This is a genomic window from Klebsiella sp. GFKo11 (assembly GCF_056490265.1).
In genome coordinates this window covers 838343-862129 of sequence record NZ_CM151369.1, presented here as the reverse complement: position 1 = coordinate 862129, position 23787 = coordinate 838343, and the positions used below count along the sequence as shown (strand labels likewise).

Below are 23787 nucleotides of genomic sequence, written 5' to 3'. Positions count from 1 at the left end.
GCTTTGCTGTTTAGCAAAGCCGTCCGTACTCCAGGACCATCAGGCCCGGTAAGCAAATCATACCGGGCATAATACAGAATTAACGACTGACGACCTTACCGCGTTTGGCTGGTTTCTTCGCTGTCGCCCCGCCATTCGAACGCTGATGCACAATTGGCGTATGCTTGGTCAGCGCCGAACGGGTGTTGCGGTTCTGGCGGCGCGCTTCACGCATTTCATCCAGCGTCGGTGCCGGAACCAGACAATCACGACGACTGCCAATCAGGTGCTTTTTACCCATGGTTTCCAGCGCCTGGCGGATCAGCGGCCAGTTAGCCGGATCGTGGTAGCGCAGCAGGGCCTTATGCAGACGACGCTGTTTGTCACCCTTCGGTACCACCACGTCTTCACTCTTATAGCCAATCTTGCCCAGCGGGTTCTTGCCGGTGTAATACATGGTGGTGGAGTTTGCCAACGGCGACGGATAGAAGTTCTGCACCTGATCCAGACGGAAACGATGCTGCTTCAGCCACAGCGCCAGGTTCACCATATCCTCATCACGCGTACCAGGGTGCGCAGAGATAAAGTACGGAATCAGATACTGCTCTTTGCCGGCCTGCTTCGAATAGGTATCAAACAGCTCTTTAAAGCGGTCGTAGCTACCCATACCCGGCTTCATCATCTTCGACAGCGGCCCTTCTTCAGTGTGTTCCGGAGCAATCTTCAGATAGCCGCCAACGTGGTGGGTCGCCAGCTCTTTGATATAACGCGGGTCTTCCACGGCGATGTCGTAACGCACGCCGGAAGCGATCAGGATCTTTTTGATCCCCTTAAGGTCACGAGCGCGGCGATAGAGATTGATCGTCGGCTCATGGTTGGTATCCATATGCGGACAGATATCCGGATACACACAGGACAGGCGGCGACAGGTCTGCTCCGCGCGCGGTGACTTACAGCGCAGCATATACATGTTGGCCGTCGGGCCGCCAAGATCGGAGATAATACCGGTAAAACCGGGAACCGTGTCGCGAATAGCTTCGATTTCATTAATGATCGAATCTTCAGAACGGCTCTGAATAATGCGCCCTTCGTGCTCGGTAATGGAGCAGAATGAACAGCCGCCAAAGCAGCCGCGCATAATGTTAATCGAGAAGCGGATCATCTCGTAGGCCGGGATGCGCGCATCGCCGTAGGCCGGGTGCGGAATACGTTTGTACGGCAGCGCAAACACGCTATCCATCTCTTCGGTAGACAGCGGAATAGCCGGTGGGTTAACCCAAATGTAGCGCTCACCGTGTTTTTGCATCAGCGCGCGGGCGCAGCCAGGGTTGGTTTCATGGTGCAGAATACGCGAGGCGTGGGCATAGAGAATTTTGTCGCCTTTGACTTTCTCAAAGGACGGGAGCAGCACGTAGGTTTTTTCCCACGGCTTAGGACGCGGCGGCTGTACGGTGACGCGTTTGGCTTCTTGCTTCGGCGGCGCAACGGTTTTGTTATCCGCGCACGGCAGGTCTTCACCATACGGATGCGGGATCGGGTCGATTTTGCCCGGCGTATCCAGACGGGTGGAATCCACCCCGCTCCAGCCCGGCAGCGCTTCTTTCACCATGATGGCGGTATTACGCACGTCGCGGATATGTCCGATAGGCTCACCAGCAGCCAGACGGTGCGCCACTTCCACCAGCGGACGTTCGCCGTTGCCGAACATCAGCATGTCGGCTTTAGAATCGACCAGCACCGAGCGGCGCACGGTATCAGACCAGTAATCGTAATGCGCGGTACGGCGCAGGCTGGCTTCGATGCCGCCAAGGATCACCGGCACATCTTTCCAAGCCTCTTTGCAGCGCTGGGTGTAGACCAGCGTGGCGCGGTCCGGGCGTTTGCCCGCCACGTTACCCGCCGTGTAGGCATCGTCATGACGCAGCTTGCGGTCTGCGGTATAACGGTTAATCATCGAGTCCATGTTGCCAGCGGTTACGCCAAAGAACAGGTTCGGTTTGCCCAGACGCATAAAGTCATCTTTATTGTTCCACTCCGGCTGGGAAATAATCCCCACGCGGAAACCCTGTGCTTCCAGCATACGGCCACAAATCGCCATCCCGAAGCTCGGGTGATCGACATAAGCATCGCCGGTCACGAGGATGATGTCGCAGCTATCCCAGCCAAGTTGGTCCATCTCTTCTCGCGACATCGGCAGAAACGGCGCAGGGCCAAAGCAGGCGGCCCAGTACTGCGGCCAGGAGAAAAGGTCACGATCCGGTTGGATCAGGGATATTGCGCTCATATTGCTTCCGGGGAAAATGATAAAAAAATAATCAAAAGGGCGGCGATTATAAGCCGGAACGATGGGAGAAATGAAGGAGGTTTTTCTGGTCCCAGCAGGGATCCTGCCGGGACAATGTAAATTACGGTGCTGGATTCACCAGCATCTGGCCAATTGAGCCACGGTCAGCAAGCTCCAGCGTCTGGCTTAAGTACTGGAACGGGAAATGCGGCCAGGAAGGCTGGGCGTAGTACACCAGCAGCTCCACTTGTCCATCGACCCAGACGGTATCTTTCCAGCCACGGTCTTCCGGGAAAGGCGCGGAGCCGTTGACGTTACGCACCTGGAACATCACCCCTTCAATATGGAAGGATTGCGGTCGGTCGGCACGCACCGTCCAGCGCTCCCAGGTTCCCTGCTGAGCAGTAATGTCGATACGCTGCGGATCCCACAGCTGGCCGTTAATGCCCGGATCGTCGCCCAGGCTAATGTCCCGGCTGCGAATCGGCGCACCGGTCAGGATTTCCGTCGGTAGCAAACGCACCGGCAAACTATCGGTCACCAGCGGCAGCAGACCTGTCGGGCGCAGGGTCAGGATAAGTGTAGAAATCAGGATACTCGACGGCTCGAAGAAGCCGCGAATACGATCGACGATGCTTGCCGCTTCACCACAGGTAATCGACACTTCATCGCCGTTGGTCATATCGACCAGAATTTCTCGCCGCTCGCCGGGAGCCAGCGACAGCTGCTTGAGCGAAACCGGTGCGGGGAGCAGCCCCTGATCGCCAGAGATAACGTGCAGCAAACGGCCGTCGCTCATCTGTAGCTGATAACGGCGAGAGTTGGAAGCATTCAGCAAGCGCAGTCGTACCCAGCCGCGCGATACCTCAACGAATGGACCTTGCACGCCGTTTACCAACAGCGTATCGCCGACAAAGCCGCCGCTGCCGGGTTCGCTGTATTCCGGCGTACCAAAGTTATCCAGACGCTTGTCCTGGATAATCACCGGGAAATCATCAACGCCATAGTGATTAGGGATCGGCAGGTTTTTACTGACGTCATCTTCCACCAGCCACATCCCGGCGAGGCCGTTGTAGACCTGTTTCGCCATATGATTTGGTGTGTTGGCTTGATACCACAACGTCGCCGCGCTTTGACGAATTGGCAGCACCGGAGCCCAGTCAGCGTTGGCTGACATCATGCGCGCCGCGCCACCGATTAGCGGCCCAGGAACCTGCAGGCCACGGATCGTCATCGCGACGTTTTCCGTTAACCGGTTGCTGTAAATCAGCTTCACGTCGTCGCCATTCCAGACGCGAATGGTCGGCCCCATATAGCGACCGTTGATGCCCCATACCGACGCACGGGTGCCGGGTGTGAACGACCAGTGCGCACGTTGGAGAGTCAAAAACAGCGGCTGACCGCGCCGGGACTCCAGCAGCGGAGGGATCGGCAACGCAGGCTGCTGGCCAGCGGCCTGTGCCTTCAGTGGCGCAGCGCCTGCGCACAGCGCAACGCCTGAAGCCTTAATAAACTGACGCCGACTGAGTGACATATTAACTCCGTGAGATACTGACTAATCAATAAGGGAATTCGTTTCCCGCCAGCAATACGCCTGCTATTTGCGGCGTTTCCTGTGTTATTTCTTTCCTGCTGCTTCGCGCTCAGCAACTTCTTTGTCCAGCTCGGCAATTTTGGCGGCCATCAGCTCGCGACAGTGCGTCGCCAGCGCGCGAACGCCATCTTTCCCATACTGGCTGGTATCAACCGGCGGCAGCATTTCTACAATCACCAGACCATTGTTCAGGCGATTGAGGTTAATCTTATTCGATGTATTGGACACGCACACTGGAATAATCGGCACGCCAGCGGCAATCGCCGCATGAAAGGCACCGGTTTTAAAAGGCAGCAGGCCACGGCCACGGCTGCGCGTGCCTTCCGGGAACATCCAGAAAGAGACGTTACGTTCTTTAAACGCGTTCACGACTTCCGCAATGGTGCCGTGCGCTTTTGCCCGGTTGTTACGGTCAATCAGCAGATTCCCCGTCAACCAGTAGAGCTGACCGAAAAACGGGATCCACGCCAGGCTCTTTTTACCCACGGTTACCGTCGGCGGCTGCACGATTTTCGATGCCGTCACCATATCATAATTGTTCTGGTGGTTAGCGATATAGATGGCCTTGCCGTAGCTTTCCGCATCCGCAGGCTTGCGCAGCTCTACCTTCAGGCCGAACACCGGCGATAGCTTGCCAAACAGATGGCCGAAGGTCGCAACATGTTTAGGATTACGCGGACTGAACAGACAGTAAATACAGCCGAATATGGAGACCAGAAGACAATAGATGACAACGATAATTAGTCGAAAAATAAATAGCATAGCTACCTCTAAAACCCAAACCGCTTAGAATTATACACATCATCCTTCAAACTGCCTCTTTGTTGGCTACGCTCAGAAACCCCAGTCACATAGCTGTCTATGCTCCAGGGATTTCCTCACTTGCCGCCTCGATGCATCCTGAATGATTTTGTGTATGACTCGCTGTTTCGCAGATTGCAGGCACCGGAAATCATGGCAAAGCGCATTGAGCATCTTGAATGATTTTGTGGATATTGTTAATCGCAATGCCTGAATAAACAACGATTTTGCGGCAAATATTCGCCTTCCTCACTTAACCGCGAGGAAGGCTCACTTTACTCTACTCTTCACTGTCGCCTGTTGAAGGGCGACGCGGTGAATCGATGTCCACCCGGTCAATTTTCTGCAGTCCGCGCATCAGAGAACCGCGACGACCGCGCTCGCCGGTAACTTTCTGCAGTTCTTCCGGACGCAGTTTAATTTTCCGCTTACCGACATGAATAGTCAGCGTACTTTGCGGCGGCAGAACAAACAGATGCGCCAGGCTATCCTGACCGGAAGCCGCTTCTGCCGACGGAATATTGATAATCTTGTTACCTTTACCTTTCGACAACTGCGGCAAATCGCTGACCGGGAACATCAGCATACGCCCGGCAGCAGTGATGGCCAGCAGCATATCGGATTCATCCTCAATAACCAGCGGCGGCATCACGTGCGCGTTATCCGGAAGGCTAATCAACGTCTTACCGGCGCGGTTGCGAGCAACCAGGTCATTAAAGGTACAAATGAAGCCGTAGCCTGCATCGGAAGCCATCAGCAGCTTCTGCTCGTCGGACTCCATCAGCATATGTTCAACCGTCGCGCCCGGCGGCAGCGTCAGCTTGCCGGTGAGCGGCTCGCCCTGACCACGGGCGGACGGCAAGGTGATCGGGTCAACCGCATAGCTACGCCCGGTAGTATCAATAAACACCACTGGTTGATTACTTTTGCCTTTCACGGCCGATTTGAAGCTATCACCGGCTTTATAGTTCAGCCCCGGCGCGTCGATATCATGACCTTTGGCGCTACGCACCCAACCGCTCTGCGACAGCACGATAGTCACAGGCTCTGACGGCAGCATGTCGTGCTCGCTCATCGCCTTCGCTTCTTCACGCTCGCGCAGCGGCGAGCGACGCTCGTCACCAAAGGCGTCGGCATCAGCCTGCAGCTCTTTCTTCAGCAGGTTATTCATCTTACGTTCAGAGGCCAGAATAGACTGCAAGTGGTCGCGTTCTTTTTCCAGCTCGTTCTGCTCACCGCGAATCTTCATCTCTTCCAGCCTGGCGAGATGGCGCAGTTTTAACTCCAGAATCGCTTCCGCCTGGGTTTCGCTAATGCCGAAACGCGACATCAGGGCCGGCTTCGGTTCATCTTCGTGGCGGATAATTTCGATAACTTCATCGATATTCAGGAACGCTACCAGCAAACCTTCAAGGATATGCAGGCGCTTGAGGACTTTCTCCAGACGGTAGCTCAGACGACGACGTACGGTATCGCGACGGAAGGTCAGCCATTCAGAGAGGATTTCCAGCAGGTTTTTCACCGCCGGGCGGTTATCCAGACCTATCATATTCAGGTTGATACGATAGCTCTTTTCCAGATCGGTCGTCGCGAACAGGTGGTTCATCACCTGCTCCATATCAACGCGGTTGGAGCGCGGGACGATCACCAGACGGGTCGGGTTTTCGTGATCCGATTCGTCGCGCAGGTCATCGACCATCGGCAGCTTCTTATTACGCATCTGGGCGGCGATTTGCTCCAGCACTTTTGCGCCAGAGACCTGGTGCGGCAGGGCGTTAATCACCACCGCGCCGTCCTCTTTGGTCCACACCGCACGCATGCGCACGGAGCCACGACCGTTCTGGTAGATTTTGCGGATCTCGGCACGCGGAGTAATGATTTCCGCTTCGGTCGGGTAATCCGGCCCCTGCACGATATCCAGCAGCTCATCCAGCGAGGTCTGTGGTTTTTCAATCAGGGTGATCGCCGCCCTGGCCACTTCGCGCAGGTTATGCGGCGGAATATCCGTCGCCATCCCGACGGCAATGCCGGTAGTGCCGTTCAGTAGAATGTTTGGCAGACGCGCAGGCAGCATTTTCGGCTCCTGCATGGTGCCGTCGAAGTTTGGAACCCAGTCGACGGTGCCCTGCCCCAGTTCGCTCAGCAGCAGCTCAGCATACTTCGACAAACGGGATTCGGTATAACGCATCGCGGCGAAGGATTTCGGATCGTCCGGCGCGCCCCAGTTCCCTTGACCGTCTACCAGCGGGTAGCGGTAAGAGAACGGCTGAGCCATCAGCACCATCGCTTCATAGCATGCGCTATCGCCGTGCGGGTGATATTTACCCAACACGTCGCCGACGGTACGGGCGGACTTTTTGAACTTCGCGCTAGCGTTCAGCCCCAGTTCAGACATCGCATAGACGATGCGACGCTGGACCGGCTTCAGGCCATCGCCAATAAACGGCAGCGCCCTGTCCATGATGACGTACATGGAATAGTTCAGGTAGGCGTTTTCCGTAAATTCATGTAGCGCAAGGCGCTCTGCCATATCGCTCATTAATCGTAATTCCTCAACTAAAAGCCAACCATCTAAGGGGCAATATTGCCGCAGATAGTACCTTATCTGGCGCGTCGAGTCACAAGAGTTCGATAGTTTACCGCCGCCGAAAAACAGCTGACGGCGGTAAAATCAGTACGCTTTGATGTACAGCTCTTTGCTGTAAACGTAATCCTGCGGATTATGTAATGGGAAACCACCAACATATGGTTTTAGCAGTTTAATCATCGGCTGATAGTAGATAGGGATCAACGGTGCCTGCTGGTTGATGATCATTTCCGCTTGCTGATAAAGCGCATTGCGTTTTTGTGCATCAGCAGTCTTCGCCGCCTGCTCCAGTAGCGCGTCGTACTGCGCATTCTGCCAGCATCCGACGTTGTCCTCGCTGGTGCTGGTTAAGGTATTGAGAAACGTCGACGCTTCATTCCAGGTCGCATCCCACGACTGGCGCGACAGCATAAAGTCTCCTGCGCGGCGGGCATCGAGGTAGGTTTTCCACTCCATCGAACGCAGCTTCACATCCACGCCCAGCCACTTTTTCCATTCTGAAGAGAGCGCAATGGCGGTTTTTTCGTGTAAATCGTATTTGTTATAAAACAGCTCAAAACGCAGCGGGTGCGCAGCGTCATAACCCGCTTGCTTGAGCAGCGCCTGGGCCGTTACGGCTCGTTCGTTCATCGGCTGCTGCAGCTCTGCCAGAACCGGCGCATTAAACCCATCGACCTGTGGTGGCGTTAAGGTGGTTGCTGGCGTGCGTAATCCCAGGACTTTTTGCGCAATTAGCGCACGATCGACCGTCAGATAGAGCGCCCGACGCACGCGTACATCGTCAAACGGCGCTTTGCGAGTATTGAAGTTGTAGTACTCGCTATTGAGCCGTGGAATGATTTGCAGCTCGCCGGGCCGCTCCTTCTGAATGGCCGGGATCTGCTGGGCGGGAGCCCAGGTTAAATCGACTTCTCCAGCGCGATAACGGTTGTAGCCGGTGACGGCGTTATCCAGGGCCAGATAATCTACCTGCTGCAATACGGTATGCTGCGCATCCCAATAATGCGGATTTTTACGGGCCACAATTTTTTCATTTACTACCCATTTATCCAGCACAAACGCGCCGTTATAAACCATGTGCTCTGGCTTACTCCAGGCATCACCATATTTTTTAATCACGTGTTGTGGAACGGGAAATAGCGTCGGCCAGGCCAGCATCGTCGTAAACCAGGGCACCGGCTGCGTGAGGGTCACCTCCAGCGTGGTGTCGTCAATCGCCCGAACGCCTAACGCACTGACATCAGCTTTACCTGCCATGATTTGCGTCGCATTTTCAATATGCGCTTGTGCTAAATATCCGGCAAAAGGGCTGGCGGTTTGCGGTGCCACGGCGCGCTGCCACCCGGCGACAAAATCGCCAGCGGTCAACGGCTGCCCATCGGACCATTTGAGATCTTTGCGTAGGTGAAACACATAGCGTTTACCGTCATCAGACACTTGCCAGCTTTGCGCCTGCCCGGGCTGGACGCGGCCATCGCTATCCATCCACACCAGCCCCTCGAACAGATCGATCACAATCTGCGCTGCTGTATTCTCTTCAACTTTTTGCGGGTCAAGCGTGCCGGGATCGCTATGATTGTTGTAACGAAAAACCTGCTTTGCGGCGAGAGATGTATTGGCGGGAACGTCTGCGGCGTACAGAGGAGAAACGCCTACCAGGCTGACCAGCCATAATAATGCATGAGATTTCATGGTATTCCTTACCAGACCAATAATTAGCGCAAACACAATACGCTTACCCCTGCGATGCTCATACACATCGAATGCGATAATGCTCACTGTGGCACAAATTATTCTGCCCTTCTCTCATGCCTGATTATGGCCCTGAGCCATCTGATACGATTGGCTCAGGGAACGGGCCTTACGGCGTGACTTTACGAATCTGCTTCACGTCGATTTCTACCGAGTTCCAGTCTTTATCGACTTCACCCTGAATCTCTACCGTATCCTGCGGAGTCACGGTCACGCCATTCCAGCGTTTATGGTCGATATCCACGTTGACGGTGCCGGAGCTGTCCTGAAATTTATACAGGTCGTCGGAAATACGCTCGACGATTTTACCGCGCAGGGTCACCCAGGTGTCATCACGCAGAGATTTGGCATTAGCTACCGTCGTTACGCTACCGTTCGGGCCGATAAACCCGCCGTTTTGCGTGGTCGTCTGGCTGGTTTGCGTGGAGCCTGGGCCGGAAAAGCCTCCCTGTTCAGCAGCCAGGACTGGCATAGAAACTAAGGCGATAATAGCGGTCATTGCGGCGAACTTTTTCATCATGTTTTCTCCCTTTGTGTTTATACCGTCACTATTACACAAGGCAAAACTTAACAACTTCTTAAGCGGAAAAAAGAAATTTTATTGCTGTACAGCGCGCGTGACAACGCGCTTTACTGCTTTCATCTCAGTGGGCCACAGGAGCAGGCTAATGCGCATTTTAGTGGTGGAAGACGACAAACTGATTGGCGACGGCATTAAAGTCGGGCTGACAAAAATGGGCTTCAGCATTGACTGGTTTACCCGCGGTGAAGAGGGGAAAGCCGCGCTGTACAACGCCCCTTATGACGCCATTATTCTGGACCTGACGCTTCCCGGCATCGACGGCCTGGATATCCTGCGCGAATGGCGCGACAAAGGCCGCCATGAACCGGTACTGATCCTCACCGCCCGCGACGCGCTCAGCCAGCGGGTCGAAGGCTTACGGCTCGGTGCCGATGACTATCTTTGCAAACCTTTTGCGTTAATTGAAGTCGCTGCGCGTCTCGAAGCGCTGATACGCCGCGCCCACGGCCAAAGCAGCAGCGAACTGCGACATGGCAACGTCGTCCTCGACCCAACCCGACTCACCACCACGCTGAATGGCGAAAATCTACCGCTCAAGCCGAAAGAGTTCGCTTTACTGGAACTGTTAATGCGTAACACCGGGCGCGTCCTACCGCGCAAACTTATCGAGGAAAAACTCTATAACTGGGATGACGACGTCTCCAGCAATGCGATAGAAGTGCACGTTCATCATCTACGCCGCAAGCTCGGCAGCGAATTTATCCGCACCGTCCACGGTATCGGCTATACCCTGGGTGATGTATGAAACGACTGGGCCGATTGAGTTTGCGCGTCCGTCTGACGCTCCTTTTTCTACTGCTGACCAGCGCCGCATGGGGAATTGCCAGTTTTATCGCCTGGCAACAAACCACCGATAAGCTGGATAAGCTGTTCGATACCCAGCAACTCCTGTTCGCCCGCCGTCTTAGCGCGATGAATTTCGACGAACTTCATACTCTCGCTCCGCAGGTGCGGGCGAAGAAGAAGGTCAAGCATGGGCATCTCGACGACGATGCGCTGGCTTTCGCTATCTTTACTACCGACGGCAAGATGGTGCTCAACGATGGTGAAAACGGCCAGGATATCCCCTGGGGCATGAATCGTGAGGGATTCAGCGACGGCTATTTACGTAACGATGACGATGAGTGGCGCTTCCTGTGGCTCACCACCCGCGACGGTCGCCATCGCATCGTCGTCGGCCAGGAGTGGGATTATCGCCGTGAGATGGCGCTGGATATCGTTACCTCTCAGCTTACGCCCTGGCTGGTTGCGCTACCGCTGATGTTCCTGCTGCTAATTGTGCTACTGAGCCGCGAGCTGGCCCCGCTAAAAAAATTGGCCAACACCCTACGTGCCCGCGCGCCGGACTCCGCCGAAACGCTCAATACCGATCATGTTCCCAGTGAAGTTCGCCCACTGGTCGACGCGCTGAATCAGCTCTTTATCCGCACGCATGACACCATGACTCGTGAGCGGCGCTTCACCTCCGATGCCGCCCACGAACTGCGCAGCCCGCTGGCGGCACTGAAGGTTCAGACCGAAGTCGCTCAGCTCTCTATGAACGATGCTCAGGGCATGGATAAAGCGCTGACGCAGCTTCATCAGGGTATTGACCGCGCAACCCGGCTGGTCGATCAGCTCCTGACCTTATCACGCCTGGATTCGCTGGCGCAGCTTGATGATGTCCAGACGATCGCTATTGATGAACTGCTTCAATCGGCGGTTATGGAGATGTACCACAGCGCGCAGCAGGCCGGTATTGAGTTGCGTCTGCATCTGAACGCCACCAACATCATGCGAACCGGCCAGCCGCTGTTACTGAGCCTGCTGGTGCGTAATCTTCTGGATAACGCCGTGCGCTATAGCCCCGCTGGCAGCCAGGTCGATATCACGCTGAATGCACGTGAATTTTGCGTGCGCGACAACGGCCCCGGTATCAGCGCCGAAGCGCTGGCGCGTATTGGCGAGCGCTTTTATCGCCCTCCCGGTCAGGACCAACCCGGTAGCGGTCTGGGGTTGTCTATTGTCCAACGCATCGCCGCGCTGCACGGCATGACGGCCAGTTTTGCTAACGCCCGAGGCGGCGGCTTCGAGGCACGCGTTAGCTGGTAGCGGTATTATTGCTAAAAAAGCAAAAGACTTTGCACATTTTGCTCATTTTACCGCTCCACCCTGCGGGGTAAAATCAGCGACAAAATTGCAATCTTGAGGATAAAAAATGAGCAACATTCTTATTATCAACGGCGCGAAAAAATTCGCCCACTCTAACGGCCAACTGAATGACACCCTGACCGAGGTCGCGGATGGTTTTCTGCGCGACGCCGGGCATGATGTTAAGATCGTTCGCGCCGAGAGCGAATACGATATTAAAGAAGAAGTGCAGAATTTTCTCTGGGCCGATGTGGTTATCTGGCAGATGCCTGGCTGGTGGATGGGCGCGCCGTGGACGGTGAAAAAGTACATCGACGACGTGTTTACCGAAGGCCATGGCGCCCTGTACGCCAGCGATGGTCGTACCCGCTCCGATGCCAGCAAGAAATACGGTTCCGGCGGCCTGATTCAGGGCAAAAAGTACATGTTATCCCTGACCTGGAACGCGCCAATGGACGCTTTCACCGATGAAGATCAGTTCTTCCAGGGCGTTGGCGTCGACGGCGTTTATCTGCCGTTCCACAAAGCCAACCAGTTCCTTGGGATGAGCGCCCTGCCGACCTTCATCGCCAACGATGTGATCAAAATGCCTGATGTTCCGCGTTATACCGCAGAATATCGCAAGCATCTGGCAGAAATTTTTGGTTAACTAGACGCTTACGTTCTAAGTCATTCGGCTTGCTGAGCAGTCAAAAAATCGGCGACCCGAAGTATGATGAGAATACACACAGAAGGAGTTGAGTTAACCATGTTGACAGTAATCGCTGAAATTCGCACTCGTCCGGGCCAACACCATCGTCAGGCGGTACTGGATCAGTTTGCGAAGATTACCCCGGTTGTTCTGCAGGAAGAAGGCTGCCACGGCTATGTGCCGCTGGTGGATCATGCCGCAGGCGTCAGTTTTCAAACCACATCACCGGATTCCATCGTGATGGTTGAGCAGTGGGAAAGCGTCGCACATCTTGAAGCGCACCTACAAACTCCGCACATGAAAGCCTACGGCGAAGCCGTTAAAGGCGACGTTCTGGAAATGAATATTCGTATTCTGGAATCAGGCATTTAAGCCATCAAAAAATCGGCCGGTTATACCGGCCATTTTACTATTTATTACCCATCCAACTCGGCCAGATCGCCTTTTTCCTGCAACCAGTTACGCCGATCCTCTGAACGCTTCTTGGCCAACAGCATATCCATCATAGCGGTAGTCTGCTGCTCGTCCTCATCGCTGACAATCAACTGCACCAGGCGACGGGTGTTGGGATCCAGCGTGGTCTCGCGCAGCTGTAACGGGTTCATCTCGCCCAGCCCTTTAAAGCGCTGTACGTTCGGTTTACCTTTCTTGCGCTTAAGTTGCTCCAGCACGCCCGCTTTCTCTTCTTCCGTCAGCGCGTAGTAAACCTCTTTACCCAGGTCGATACGGTATAGAGGCGGCAGCGCCACGTAGACGTGACCGTGTTTCACCAGCGTGCGGAAGTGCCTGACAAACAGCGCGCAAAGCAGCGTCGCGATGTGTAAACCATCGGAGTCCGCATCCGCCAGAATACAAATCTTGCCGTAGCGCAGTTGGCTTAAGTCGTCGCTGTCCGGATCGATACCGATGGCGACCGAAATATCATGCACTTCCTGAGACGCCAGAACTTCATCAGAAGAGACTTCCCAGGTATTCAGGATTTTACCTTTCAGTGGCATGATCGCCTGATATTCGCGATCGCGCGCCTGCTTGGCGGAACCGCCTGCGGAGTCACCTTCCACAAGGAAAAGTTCCGTTCGATTCAGATCCTGCGCGGTGCAGTCCGCCAGCTTGCCGGGTAGCGCCGGGCCGCTGGTCAGCTTTTTACGTACGACTTTTTTCGCCGCACGAAGACGACGCTGGGCACTGGAGATAGCCATCTCCGCCAGCAGCTCCGCCGACTGTACGTTCTGGTTTAGCCACAGGCTGAAAGCATCTTTAACCACCCCAGAAACAAACGCCGCACACTGACGCGAAGAAAGACGCTCTTTGGTCTGCCCGGCAAACTGCGGGTCCTGCATCTTCACGGAGAGGACGTAAGCGCAGCGCTCCCAGATATCTTCCGCCGACAGCTTCACGCCGCGCGGCAGAATATTACGGTATTCGCAAAACTCGCGCATCGCGTCCAGCAGCCCCTGACGCAGGCCGTTAACGTGGGTTCCGCCCTGCATGGTCGGGATCAGGTTGACGTAGCTTTCGGTTAGCAGCTCACCGCCTTCCGGCAGCCACAACAGCGCCCAGTCTACCGCTTCAGTATCGCCAGAGAAATTGCCGACGAACGGTTTTTCCGGCAGCAACGGCAGGCCGTTCACGGCTTCACAAAGATAGTCAGTCAGGCCGTCGGCATAGCACCAACGCTGCTCGCTATCATTGACCTTGTCACGAAAGACAATCTCGACCCCGGGACACAAAACCGCTTTGGCCTTTAACAAATGTGATAGACGCGAGACGGAAAAACGCGGGCTATCAAAAAAGCTTTCGTCCGGCCAGAAGTGCACGCTGGTCCCGGTGTTGCGTTTGCCGACGGTGCCGGAAACGTGTAAGTCTTCCACTTTATCGCCGTTTTCAAAGGCGATGCTGTAGATTTGGCCGTCACGGCGCACGTTAACCTCAACGCGTTTCGACAAGGCGTTGACGACCGAAATACCGACCCCGTGTAAACCACCGGAGAACTGGTAATTCTTATTAGAAAATTTACCGCCCGCGTGCAGACGGCAAAGAATCAGCTCAACAGCCGGAACCCCTTCTTCAGGGTGGATATCCACCGGCATTCCGCGTCCGTCATCGATAACCTCTAGCGATTGATCGGCATGAAGAATGACCTCCACGCGTTTCGCGTGACCAGCCAGTGCTTCATCCACACTGTTATCAATAACTTCCTGACCCATATGGTTAGGGCGTGTCGTGTCGGTGTACATCCCAGGGCGGCGGCGAACCGGCTCTAGCCCGGTGAGTACCTCAATGGCATCAGCGTTATAAGAAGATTGCGTCATGGTGTGTATTCGTAGGTCGCTCTGAACCGCTTAACGCAGGCCCAGAAAATCGATAATCTGAGTGAAATGATCTTCAAAGCCAACAAATGCGTGATTACCGCCCTCCTCCACCGTTTGACGGCAGGAGGCGAAATAATCAACGGCCTGGCGGTAATCAAGCACTTCATCACCCGTTTGCTGTAGTAACCAGATTAAATCCGGTGCTTCCAGCGGGTCGATTTGCATGACTTTAAGATCGTAAATATGGCGAGACTCTAGCACATATTGCTGCCCTGTGTACGGATTCTCATTGGGGCCGAGGAAATTGTTCAGTAGCTCAAACGGTCGTATCGCAGGGTTAACCACCACCGCTGGCAGCATAAAACACTGCGATAGCCAGGTTGCGTAATATCCACCCAAAGATGATCCGACAACGCCCAGCGGCTCTCCCCCATGTTCCAGCACCAGAGCTTCCAGATGCTCCGCAGCCTGTGCGGGGTAAACGGGCAATTCCGGTATCACCATGGAGATATCAGGATAAGTCTGCATCAGCCAATTCTTCAACGCCGTCGCTTTTGCCGACCGCGGTGAACTATTAAAACCGTGCAAATAGAGAAGCGTAGACATCAGTATCCTTCTGAAGCGATATCCGGGTGAAATTTAACGCCCTCAAGGCGACAAACTTCAGTGGTCAACGTGCCGTCAGGATGTAATTCCAGCCAGCGCCAGCCTGGAGAGACGATATCCAGCATGAAGTTAGCGCTATGCGGCTTAAACTGCACACAGGTCGATGGCGTTGCCATCATTCGCCGCCCGTTCCAGTCAAGATCCAGTTCCTGATGAATATGACCGCACAGTAGATGCTTAACACGAGGAAAAGCGGCCAACGCGCAGTCAAGCGCCCCGGCATTACGTAGACTATGTTGATCCAGCCAGCCACAACCCGACGGCACAGGATGGTGGTGTAACAGTAGTAAAGTGTACCGCTCAGGCACCTCGGCTAACTTGTGCTCAAGCCACTCCAGTTGAAAATCACTCAGCTCACCATGCGGGACACCGAAAACCTGGCTGTCCATCAGCAATATTTGCCAATGGTCGCCCAGTAATACGCGTTTAGCCGGGGAGATTCCGGATTCCTGTAGCGTGCTATACATCGCTGGCTGAAAGTCATGATTACCCGGCAGCCAGACGCAGGGTGCAGCAAAACTCGCGATGCCTTCAGCAAAATGCTGATAAGCCGCGGAAGAGTGATCTTGCGCCAGATCGCCCGTTGCAACAATCAGGTCGCATTCACGCTGTGAGGCGTGGATGGCATCCAGCACAGCCTGGTAGCTTTCCCAGGTATTGATGCCTAACAGCGTTTCGTGTTTTTCAGCAAACAGGTGAGTATCAGTAATTTGTAAGATCCTGACTCTGGCCTCACCAGCCAAAGGTAGGTTTAACAGGCTTTCCAAATGGTGTCCTTAGGTTTCACGACGCTAACAAACCGGAATCGCCATCGCTCCATGTGCTAAACAGTAACGCAGCCAGTCGGCCAGAAACTGATTAATTTGATGCTTTTCGTCGCGTTGATGCAACTTTTTATTAGGATAATCATACCGCGCTTTGAAGCGAAAGATCTGCTGGCTTGAACACACTTCAGCGACCATCGCGTCGTGATAGAGTCGTACCGTCATTGACGGCAGGCTCCAGTAGCTCACCGACGGCGCCATCTGCTCAATCGCCACTAATGTAGTGTAGCGGGTCGACTCGACGATCGTTAATCGGTATTGCGCATTGCCCACCTGATAACTCGCCATCTCACCCACCGCATCCGTTCGAGGCAGCAAGCGGCGCAACTGAGCAAAATTGGTTTCACACAGGCGCATCATTTCAGGGAAGTCAGGTGTATAACGCTTCATTTTGTCCACTCATTTCGTAAATTGTGATAATGCAATTGCAGCCATTGCAGCGCGATGACAGAGGCCGCGTTGTCGATCTTCCCCTCTTCCACCCACTGGTAAGCCTGCTCCCGGCTCACCACATGTACCCGAATATCCTCATTTTTGTCGACCAGTCCATGAATGCCTTTTGCCGTCGTCGCATCCACTTCACCGACCAGGATGGATAGCCTTTCGCTGGTGCCGCCGGGGCTCGCCAGATAGCTCAGGACCGGTTTTACTCGTCCAACATCAAGCCCCGCCTCTTCAACCGCTTCACGGCGGGCGACATCTTCAGCAGACTCTCCTTCTTCTATCATACCGGCGACCATCTCGAGCAACCACGGGCTCTCGCTAGTATCATACGCGGCAATGCGGATCTGCTCGACAAGCACGACTTCATCACGCACCGGGTCAAAGGGTAGCAAGACTGCGGCGTGCCCGCGCTCAAAAATTTCGCGGGTCACTTCACCGCTCATGCCACCATTAAACAAGCGATGGCGAAAACGGTATAAATCGAGCGAAAAAAAACCGCGATAAAGCGTTTCGCGTGCAATAATTTCTACATCGTTTTTAGAGAAGGTAATCCCCTGCTGATTGACGTCACGCATTTCGATATCCTGTAGAATATGAAGTTATGAATTTATAGGGCATGTGGCTACCGTTTTATGGCCCGTATGTTAGATTGGTGCAAATTACCGCCCCATGGCACATAACGCCAACTTTTTACGGTAACAGACTCTATACAATCAGCGATTATTTTTAGAATTTGCTTAGCGCTAAATGCTTCACAACAAGGAATGCAAATGAAGAAACTCTTTCCCATCCTTATCGGCCTGGGCCTGACTGGCTTCAGTGCCATGAGCCAGGCAGAAAACCTGATGCAGGTTTATCAGCAGGCGCGTATCAGTAACCCTGATCTGCGTAAATCAGCAGCCGATCGTGATGCCGCATTCGAAAAGATCAACGAAGCGCGTAGCCCATTACTACCACAGCTCGGTCTGGGTGCGGATTACACCTATACTAATGGTTACCGCGACAGTAACGGCATTAACTCCAACGTCACCAGCGGGTCACTACAGTTAACCCAAACGCTGTTTGATATGTCGAAATGGCGCGCACTAACGTTGCAGGAAAAATCAGCCGGTATTCAGGATGTCACCTATCAGACGGACCAGCAAACGCTGATCCTGAACACCGCAACGGCCTATTTTAAAGTGCTGGCCGCTATCGATACGCTCTCCTATACCGAAGCGCAGAAACAGGCCATCTACCGCCAATTGGATCAGACTACTCAGCGTTTTAACGTGGGTCTGGTTGCCATCACCGACGTACAAAACGCCCGTTCACAGTATGACTCAGTGTTGGCGAATGAAGTCACCGCGCGTAACGACCTCGATAACGCGGTGGAAGAGCTGCGCCAGGTCACCGGTAACTACTATCCGGAACTGGCCTCGCTGAACGTCGATGGCTTTAAAACCAACAAGCCGTCGGCGGTCAACGCGCTACTGAAGGAGGCGGAAAACCGCAACCTGTCGCTGCTGCAGGCTCGCCTGAGTCAGGATCTGGCACGTGAACAAATTCGCCAGGCGCAGGATGGCCATATGCCAACGCTGAGCTTGTCTGCTTCTACGGGCGTTTCTGATACCTCTTATAGCGGTTCAAAAACCCACAATAGCAATCAATACAACGACAACGATGCTGGGCAGAACAAAATCGGCCTGAGCTTCAATCTGCCGCTGTATCAGGGCGGGATGGTGAACTCCCAGGTTAAACAAGCACAATACAACTTCGTTGGTGCCAGCGAACAGCTGGAAAGTGCCCACCGTAGCGTCGTGCAGACCGTTCGTTCCTCGTTTAACAACGTGAATGCATCGATCAGTAGCATCAACGCTTACAAACAGGCCGTGGTTTCCGCTCAGAGCTCATTGGATGCGATGGAAGCCGGTTATTCGGTTGGTACCCGTACCATCGTTGATGTGTTGGATGCGACCACTACGCTGTACAACGCCAAACAACAGCTCTCCAGCGCGCGTTATAACTATCTGATTAACGAACTGAACATCAAATCTGCACTCGGTACGCTGAACGAGCAGGACCTGGTTGCGCTCAACAATACGCTCGGCAAAGCTATTCCTACTTCACCGGATAGCGTCGCGCCGGAAAACCCGCAGCAGGATGCCAGCGCTGACGGCTATAGCAATACCGCAGCAGCAAAACCTGCCTCAGCGCGCACCACCAGTACCAGCGGCAGCAATCCGTTCCGCCAGTAATCGGTCTTGCGTAGTACGCGCTTCGCTTATCCAGCCGGGTAAGCGAAGCGTTAAACGTAAGGCAACGTAAAGATCTCCTGCTTTCCGCCCCTCTTCGCTTCATTTTCCACCACTCATCCTCTATCCTGAGCGTTAACAAAACGCATACCACTGGGTCCAGGAAGACAAACATGAAACGGACAAAAAATATTAATCACGCCTCCTTCCGCAAAAGCTGGAGCGCACGCCATTTAACGCCGGTCGCCCTTGCCGTTACGGCCGTATTTATGCTCGCCGGTTGTGAACAAAGCGATGAGACGGTTTCTCTGTATCAGAACGCCGACGACTGCTCTGCCGCCAACCCGAGCAAAGCAGCCGAGTGCACCACCGCTTACACGAATGCGGTCAAGGAAGCTGAACGTACCGCACCAAAATACGCAACTCGTGAAGATTGCGTAGCCGAATTCGGCGAAGGCCAGTGCCAGCAGACGCCAGCTCAGGCGGGAATGGCTCCGGAAAACCAGGCGCAGGCGCAAAGCAGCGGCAGCTTCTGGATGCCGCTGATGGCAGGTTACATGATGGGCCGAATGATGGGCGGCGGAATGGGCGCACAGCAGCCTCTATTTAGCTCGAAAAACCCGGCCAGCCCAGCCTACGGTAAATATACCGATGCAGGCGGTAAGAGCTACGGCGCAGCACAGCCGGGCCGTACCATGAACGTACCCAAAACTGCGATGGCACCGAAACCGGCAACCACCAACACCGTGACGCGCGGCGGCTTCGGCGACTCAGTCGCTAAGCAATCAACAATGCAGCGCAGCTCAGCAAGCTCTTCTTCTTCGCGCTCAATGGGCGGCTAAGCAACATGGAAAGAATCAGCATTACCGAGCGCCCGGACTGGCGTGAAAAGGCGACAGAATATGGCTTTAACTTTCACACCATGTACGGTGAGCCGTACTGGAGCGAAGAGGCCTATTACAAACTGACGCTGGCGCAGGTTGACAAGCTCGAAGACGTTACCGCTGAGCTACATCAGATGTGCTTGCAGGCGGTGGAGAAGGTCATCGCCAGCGATGACCTCATGACCAAATTTCGCATCCCCAAACATACCTGGGGATTCGTGCGCCAGTCGTGGAAAACCAATCAGCCTTCTCTGTACTCGCGTCTCGATCTGGCCTGGGACGGTGTGGGTGAACCGAAGCTGCTGGAGAATAACGCCGATACGCCAACGTCTCTTTACGAAGCCGCTTTCTTCCAGTGGATCTGGATGGAAGACCAGCAGAATGCAGGCTTGCTGCCACCAGGCAGCGACCAGTTCAACAGTCTGCAGGAGAAGCTTATCGAGCGATTCAGCGAGCTGCGTGAACAGTTCGGTTTCCAGTATCTGCATATGGCCTGTTGTCGCGATACCATTGAAGATCGCGGCACCGTGCAGTATCTACAGGACTGTGCCGCAGAAGCGGGTGTAGCGACCGAATTCCTCTATATCGAAGAAATTGGTTTGGGCGAAAAAGGTCAGTTTACCGACCAACAGGACCAGGTAATAGGCAACCTGTTCAAACTCTACCCGTGGGAGTATATGCTGCGCGAAGTGTTCTCTACCAAACTGGAAGATGCTGGCGTTCGCTGGCTGGAACCTGCATGGAAGAGCATCATTTCCAACAAAGCATTGCTGCCGTTGCTGTGGGAGATGTTCCCGAATCATCCCAATCTGCTGGCGGCTTACTTCAGCGAAGATGCTCACCCGGAGATGGAGAAGTACGTCATTAAGCCGATCTTCTCCCGCGAAGGGGCTAACGTCTCTATCGTAGAAAACGGCAAAGTAGTAGAAGCAGTAGAAGGTCCGTACGGTGAAGAAGGCACCATCGTGCAGGAGTTCTACACGCTGCCAAAGTTTGGCGATAGCTACACGCTCATCGGTAGCTGGCTGATTAACGATCAACCCGCGGGGATCGGTATTCGCGAAGACCGGGCATTGATTACCCAGGATCTGTCGCGTTTCTATCCGCACGTTTTCACTGAGTAACACCTCACCCCGACAGCATGACTCTGTCGGGGTTATCACTTCTTTAAGCACCAATCACCACTGACAGCATGCTGAGCGACCCCATCTCGATCCCTTCGACAGGAATAGTAATGGGTTCTTCACCATCCCATGCCCCCAGGACATAAAGCAGAGGCAGGAAGTGGTCTGCGGTCGGGTTGGATAGCGATCCGCCTTCATGCGCCAGATAGTTCACCAACGGATGTTCCGCAATCGGTCCTTTCCAGTTCAGGTTCGCTTTCACGTAATCATTAAACGACTCAGCCCAAGGATATGGCGTGCTTTCACCATGCCAACGCGCGGTACGCAGGTTATGCACCACGTTACCACTTGCTATCAGCATAATGCCCTCATCACGAAGTTGTGCCAGCTTGCGCCCCATTTCAAGATGCCAGGCCGCAGGTTTAGTGCTATCAATGCTCAACTGCACCATCGGAATATCAGCATCGGGATACATCTTAATCAGCACGCCCCACGAACCGTGGTCGAACCCCCAGGCCTCTTTATCCAGCGTCACCGGTACTGGCGCCAGTAACTCAACCAGGCGCTGTGCCAGGTGAGGAGAACCCGGTGCCGGGTAGTGCGTATCGTATAGCGCTTGGGGGAAACCGCCAAAATCATGAATGGTCTTCGGCGCTTCCATCGCAGTCACTCCCGTACCGCGCGTAAACCAGTGGGCAGAGATCACCACAATTGCTTTTGGCCGCGGTAGCGTTTCGCCCAGATGGCGCCAGGCGCGAGTATAGATGTTATCTTCCAGCACGTTCATCGGGCTACCATGGCCTAAAAACAGCGCGGGCATACGGGTACGGGACATGATGATATCCTTAATTCAGATGAATTTGATGTATTCACATTACGCGCTTTTGCTGCAGGATAAACTCTGATAAGCATGATGATGATCGTCAGAAAATTTGAATGTAAGAGGCGGTAAAGAGTTAATTCTTCCTCTCGCGATCGGCAATTAATACAGATATTATTAATGATAATCATTATCATAAGGAGATGAATAATGTCATCACCAGTTATATTGACCCTGTTAGCAGGTAGTGCCACCTTTATCGGTGCCATTTTCGGCGTTATTGGGCAGAAGCCATCCAATCGCTTATTGGGATTTTCCTTAGGGTTCGCTGCCGGGATTATGCTGTTGATCTCACTGATGGAGATGTTGCCTGCCGCGCTGAGAACCGAAGGCATGTCACCATTGCTTGGCTACGGTATGTTTATTACCGGCCTGCTGGGCTACTTTGCTCTTGACCGCCTGCTACCGCACGCCCACCCGCAGGACCTGATGATTCCTGGTATCTCGCGCCCGCGTGATCTGCGGCGTACGGCAATGCTTCTGACGTTAGGCATCAGCCTGCATAACTTTCCGGAGGGCATCGCCACCTTCGTGACGGCCAGCAATAACCTTGAGTTAGGTATGGGGGTCGCATTAGCCGTCGCGCTACACAATATTCCTGAAGGGCTGGCGGTCGCCGGTCCGGTATACGCCGCCACCGGTTCCAGAAGTAAAGCCGTGTTCTGGGCTGGAATTTCCGGTATGGCGGAAATCCTCGGTGGCCTGCTGGCCTGGCTTATCCTCGGCAGTCTGGTATCTCCGGTAGTCATGGGGGCAATTATGGCCGCTGTCGCCGGAATAATGATTGCGCTCTCGGTTGATGAACTCATGCCGCTGGCAAAAGAGATAGATCCTCAGAGCAACCCCAGTTATGGGGTATTGTGCGGAATGTCAGTGATGGGATTAAGTCTGGTTATACTGCAAACAATGGGGATTGGCTAAATTAATGCTCCAAATATCTGGGGCATTATATTTCGCTTGTCAATTCACCATATGAATTCATTGTGAATGATAAATAAAAAAACAGTATCCTATTTTACCTTAAGTGAATTGAACTTAATTATATATATTATTTAATAATATTTCCGCTTACCTTTTTGAATATTAATCCAGGATAGTTCCTACTGTCAAAAAAACCTCTTTGAATTCATAAAATGGATTGATTTTTGATAATTCACACAAAAATTCACTATAAAATCGAGAAAAATCTTAAAATACATACGTTTTAGAGCATTTTTTAAGCACACCTTAAATTAAAATTAACTATAAAGAACAAGTGTAACAGATGGTTACATGGTAATTTCTGCATCGTGAGTTAATATTGGTTCATGAAACTCTAATATTTAACTCCAGAAAAATTATTTATATCTGTTCTAAATGAGTTCTTTATAAAGGATTATATTCCATGTTTAAAAAAACGCTGCTTGCTGTTGTCACTACCGCTCTTTTTTCTGCTACTGCTTTTAATGCAAGCGCTGACGATCAGGGCCACGGCATTGTCACTTTCTCCGGTACTGTAATTACTGCACCTTGCTCTGTTACACCGGAAAGCTCTCAGATTGACGTAGATCTGGGTCAGGTTGCTGATACCGTACTGAACGGTGGCCAGTATTCTCAGTCTGCGGACTTCACTATTAAACTGCAGGACTGCGTTCTGACCAGCACTGATACTGAGGGTGTAAAAACCACTATTGATAAAGTCAATGTGACCTTCACTTCTGCTAACGTAGATACTAATGACACTAGCCTGATGTCTAACACCAAAGAAAATAACTACGGCGGCGCAACTGACGTTGGCGTGCGCATCCTGGACGCGGGTTACAACACTGTTACTCTAGGTGATCCAGTAACTGTAAGTTTCTCCGATGATAACCCAACTCAGAATCTGGACTTCCACGCACGTATGGAATCTTTGGGTAAAAATGCTACCGAGGGTGACGTTTACGCTCAGGCAAACTACGTTCTGAATTACCAGTAATAGCCTCTCATCGATAAATTTTTATTGATGCAAGCCGGTGGGGATTCACCGGCTTTCCTGG

The 23787-nt window shown here is 53.5% G+C and carries 21 protein-coding genes; 9 read left to right on the top strand and 12 right to left on the bottom strand.

The window, feature by feature from the left end; genetic code table 11:
- Positions 1-79: 79 nt before the first annotated feature.
- The 6 genes from AC07P6_RS04135 to AC07P6_RS04110 form a co-directional block, all read right to left on the bottom strand.
- Complete coding sequence (locus AC07P6_RS04135) at positions 80-2263, bottom strand: YgiQ family radical SAM protein (RefSeq protein WP_478315705.1); 2184 nt, start codon at positions 2261-2263, stop codon at positions 80-82.
- Positions 2264-2384: 121 nt separating this feature from the next.
- Entirely contained in the window at positions 2385-3797 is a 1413-nt protein-coding gene (gene ftsP, locus AC07P6_RS04130; protein WP_182234962.1) for a cell division protein FtsP, read from the bottom strand.
- An 84-nt stretch (positions 3798-3881) separates the two neighbouring features.
- Positions 3882-4619, bottom strand: a complete 738-nt coding sequence (gene plsC / locus AC07P6_RS04125; protein WP_112213717.1) for a 1-acylglycerol-3-phosphate O-acyltransferase — start codon at positions 4617-4619, stop codon at positions 3882-3884.
- Positions 4620-4938: 319 nt separating this feature from the next.
- Positions 4939-7197, bottom strand: a complete 2259-nt coding sequence (gene parC, locus AC07P6_RS04120; RefSeq protein ID WP_478315704.1) for a DNA topoisomerase IV subunit A — start codon at positions 7195-7197, stop codon at positions 4939-4941.
- A gap of 132 nt (positions 7198-7329) precedes the next feature.
- On the bottom strand, positions 7330-8937 hold the full coding sequence (locus tag AC07P6_RS04115; RefSeq protein WP_478315703.1) for an ABC transporter substrate-binding protein: 1608 nt from the start codon (positions 8935-8937) through the stop codon (positions 7330-7332).
- A 169-nt stretch (positions 8938-9106) separates the two neighbouring features.
- The gene (locus AC07P6_RS04110) at positions 9107-9514 is read right to left on the bottom strand and encodes a YgiW/YdeI family stress tolerance OB fold protein (RefSeq protein ID WP_110273108.1); all 408 of its coding nucleotides are present in this window, start codon (positions 9512-9514) and stop codon (positions 9107-9109) included.
- A 151-nt stretch (positions 9515-9665) separates the two neighbouring features.
- Here AC07P6_RS04110 and qseB point away from each other — a divergent pair, with 151 nt between their 5' ends.
- The 4 genes from qseB (at position 9666) to AC07P6_RS04090 (ending at position 12773) form a co-directional block, all read left to right on the top strand.
- On the top strand, positions 9666-10325 hold the full coding sequence (gene qseB / locus AC07P6_RS04105) for a quorum sensing response regulator transcription factor QseB (RefSeq protein WP_142514373.1): 660 nt from the start codon (positions 9666-9668) through the stop codon (positions 10323-10325).
- The gene (gene qseC, locus AC07P6_RS04100) at positions 10322-11671 is read left to right on the top strand and encodes a quorum sensing histidine kinase QseC (protein WP_478315702.1); all 1350 of its coding nucleotides are present in this window, start codon (positions 10322-10324) and stop codon (positions 11669-11671) included. The genes qseB and qseC overlap by 4 nt, the downstream gene beginning before the upstream one ends.
- 106 nt (positions 11672-11777) lie before the next feature.
- The gene (locus AC07P6_RS04095; RefSeq protein WP_478315701.1) at positions 11778-12359 is read left to right on the top strand and encodes an NAD(P)H-dependent oxidoreductase; all 582 of its coding nucleotides are present in this window, start codon (positions 11778-11780) and stop codon (positions 12357-12359) included.
- A gap of 99 nt (positions 12360-12458) precedes the next feature.
- Positions 12459-12773 carry a putative quinol monooxygenase gene (locus tag AC07P6_RS04090; RefSeq protein WP_478315700.1) on the top strand — a complete coding sequence of 105 codons (315 nt, stop codon included), beginning with the start codon at positions 12459-12461 and terminating at the stop codon, positions 12771-12773.
- A 44-nt stretch (positions 12774-12817) separates the two neighbouring features.
- Here the strand turns inward: AC07P6_RS04090 and parE are convergent, their stop codons facing one another.
- The 5 genes from parE to nudF are packed head-to-tail and all read right to left on the bottom strand — an operon-like array spanning position 12818 to position 17222.
- The gene (gene parE / locus AC07P6_RS04085) at positions 12818-14713 is read right to left on the bottom strand and encodes a DNA topoisomerase IV subunit B (protein WP_110273035.1); all 1896 of its coding nucleotides are present in this window, start codon (positions 14711-14713) and stop codon (positions 12818-12820) included.
- A gap of 30 nt (positions 14714-14743) precedes the next feature.
- On the bottom strand, positions 14744-15319 hold the full coding sequence (gene yqiA / locus AC07P6_RS04080; protein ID WP_110273034.1) for an esterase YqiA: 576 nt from the start codon (positions 15317-15319) through the stop codon (positions 14744-14746).
- Positions 15319-16146, bottom strand: a complete 828-nt coding sequence (cpdA, locus tag AC07P6_RS04075) for a 3',5'-cyclic-AMP phosphodiesterase (RefSeq protein ID WP_181484838.1) — start codon at positions 16144-16146, stop codon at positions 15319-15321. The genes yqiA and cpdA overlap by 1 nt, the downstream gene beginning before the upstream one ends.
- A gap of 24 nt (positions 16147-16170) precedes the next feature.
- Positions 16171-16593 (bottom strand): DUF1249 family protein, encoded by a 423-nt coding sequence (locus tag AC07P6_RS04070; protein WP_478315698.1) that lies wholly within the window; start codon positions 16591-16593, stop codon positions 16171-16173.
- On the bottom strand, positions 16590-17222 hold the full coding sequence (nudF, locus tag AC07P6_RS04065) for an ADP-ribose diphosphatase (RefSeq protein WP_478315697.1): 633 nt from the start codon (positions 17220-17222) through the stop codon (positions 16590-16592). Before nudF ends, AC07P6_RS04070 begins: the two co-directional genes overlap by 4 nt.
- A 195-nt stretch (positions 17223-17417) precedes the next feature.
- Here nudF and tolC point away from each other — a divergent pair, with 195 nt between their 5' ends.
- From tolC to AC07P6_RS04050, 3 genes are all read left to right on the top strand, one after another.
- Positions 17418-18884 carry an outer membrane channel protein TolC gene (tolC, locus tag AC07P6_RS04060; protein WP_478315696.1) on the top strand — a complete coding sequence of 489 codons (1467 nt, stop codon included), beginning with the start codon at positions 17418-17420 and terminating at the stop codon, positions 18882-18884.
- Between the two features lie 170 nt (positions 18885-19054).
- Entirely contained in the window at positions 19055-19723 is a 669-nt protein-coding gene (locus tag AC07P6_RS04055; protein WP_110273029.1) for a DUF1190 family protein, read from the top strand.
- Between the two features lie 5 nt (positions 19724-19728).
- Entirely contained in the window at positions 19729-20889 is a 1161-nt protein-coding gene (locus tag AC07P6_RS04050) for a glutathionylspermidine synthase family protein (protein ID WP_304253652.1), read from the top strand.
- Between the two features lie 43 nt (positions 20890-20932).
- Here AC07P6_RS04050 and ygiD read toward each other — a convergent pair whose 3' ends face one another.
- On the bottom strand, positions 20933-21724 hold the full coding sequence (ygiD, locus tag AC07P6_RS04045; protein WP_478315695.1) for a 4,5-DOPA-extradiol-dioxygenase: 792 nt from the start codon (positions 21722-21724) through the stop codon (positions 20933-20935).
- Between the two features lie 195 nt (positions 21725-21919).
- On the opposite strand from ygiD, the gene zupT reads away from it, so the two are divergent.
- On the top strand, positions 21920-22690 hold the full coding sequence (zupT, locus tag AC07P6_RS04040; RefSeq protein ID WP_478315694.1) for a zinc transporter ZupT: 771 nt from the start codon (positions 21920-21922) through the stop codon (positions 22688-22690).
- A gap of 463 nt (positions 22691-23153) precedes the next feature.
- Positions 23154-23726 (top strand): fimbrial-like protein, encoded by a 573-nt coding sequence (locus AC07P6_RS04035; protein ID WP_478315693.1) that lies wholly within the window; start codon positions 23154-23156, stop codon positions 23724-23726.
- Positions 23727-23787 lie beyond the last annotated feature (61 nt).

Bases quoted from the DNA above. Each gene is read 5' to 3' on its own strand.
- AC07P6_RS04135 (WP_478315705.1), bottom strand. From the start codon at position 2,263: ATGAGCGCAATATCCCTGATCCAACCGGATCGTGACCTTTTCTCCTGG.
- ftsP (WP_182234962.1), bottom strand. From the start codon at position 3,797: ATGTCACTCAGTCGGCGTCAGTTTATTAAGGCTTCAGGCGTTGCGCTG.
- plsC (WP_112213717.1), bottom strand. From the start codon at position 4,619: ATGCTATTTATTTTTCGACTAATTATCGTTGTCATCTATTGTCTTCTG.
- parC (WP_478315704.1), bottom strand. From the start codon at position 7,197: ATGAGCGATATGGCAGAGCGCCTTGCGCTACATGAATTTACGGAAAAC.
- AC07P6_RS04115 (WP_478315703.1), bottom strand. From the start codon at position 8,937: ATGAAATCTCATGCATTATTATGGCTGGTCAGCCTGGTAGGCGTTTCT.
- AC07P6_RS04110 (WP_110273108.1), bottom strand. From the start codon at position 9,514: ATGAAAAAGTTCGCCGCAATGACCGCTATTATCGCCTTAGTTTCTATG.
- qseB (WP_142514373.1), top strand. From the start codon at position 9,666: ATGCGCATTTTAGTGGTGGAAGACGACAAACTGATTGGCGACGGCATT.
- qseC (WP_478315702.1), top strand. From the start codon at position 10,322: ATGAAACGACTGGGCCGATTGAGTTTGCGCGTCCGTCTGACGCTCCTT.
- AC07P6_RS04095 (WP_478315701.1), top strand. From the start codon at position 11,778: ATGAGCAACATTCTTATTATCAACGGCGCGAAAAAATTCGCCCACTCT.
- AC07P6_RS04090 (WP_478315700.1), top strand. From the start codon at position 12,459: ATGTTGACAGTAATCGCTGAAATTCGCACTCGTCCGGGCCAACACCAT.
- parE (WP_110273035.1), bottom strand. From the start codon at position 14,713: ATGACGCAATCTTCTTATAACGCTGATGCCATTGAGGTACTCACCGGG.
- yqiA (WP_110273034.1), bottom strand. From the start codon at position 15,319: ATGTCTACGCTTCTCTATTTGCACGGTTTTAATAGTTCACCGCGGTCG.
- AC07P6_RS04070 (WP_478315698.1), bottom strand. From the start codon at position 16,593: ATGAAGCGTTATACACCTGACTTCCCTGAAATGATGCGCCTGTGTGAA.
- nudF (WP_478315697.1), bottom strand. From the start codon at position 17,222: ATGCGTGACGTCAATCAGCAGGGGATTACCTTCTCTAAAAACGATGTA.
- tolC (WP_478315696.1), top strand. From the start codon at position 17,418: ATGAAGAAACTCTTTCCCATCCTTATCGGCCTGGGCCTGACTGGCTTC.
- AC07P6_RS04055 (WP_110273029.1), top strand. From the start codon at position 19,055: ATGAAACGGACAAAAAATATTAATCACGCCTCCTTCCGCAAAAGCTGG.
- AC07P6_RS04050 (WP_304253652.1), top strand. From the start codon at position 19,729: ATGGAAAGAATCAGCATTACCGAGCGCCCGGACTGGCGTGAAAAGGCG.
- ygiD (WP_478315695.1), bottom strand. From the start codon at position 21,724: ATGTCCCGTACCCGTATGCCCGCGCTGTTTTTAGGCCATGGTAGCCCG.
- zupT (WP_478315694.1), top strand. From the start codon at position 21,920: ATGTCATCACCAGTTATATTGACCCTGTTAGCAGGTAGTGCCACCTTT.
- AC07P6_RS04035 (WP_478315693.1), top strand. From the start codon at position 23,154: ATGTTTAAAAAAACGCTGCTTGCTGTTGTCACTACCGCTCTTTTTTCT.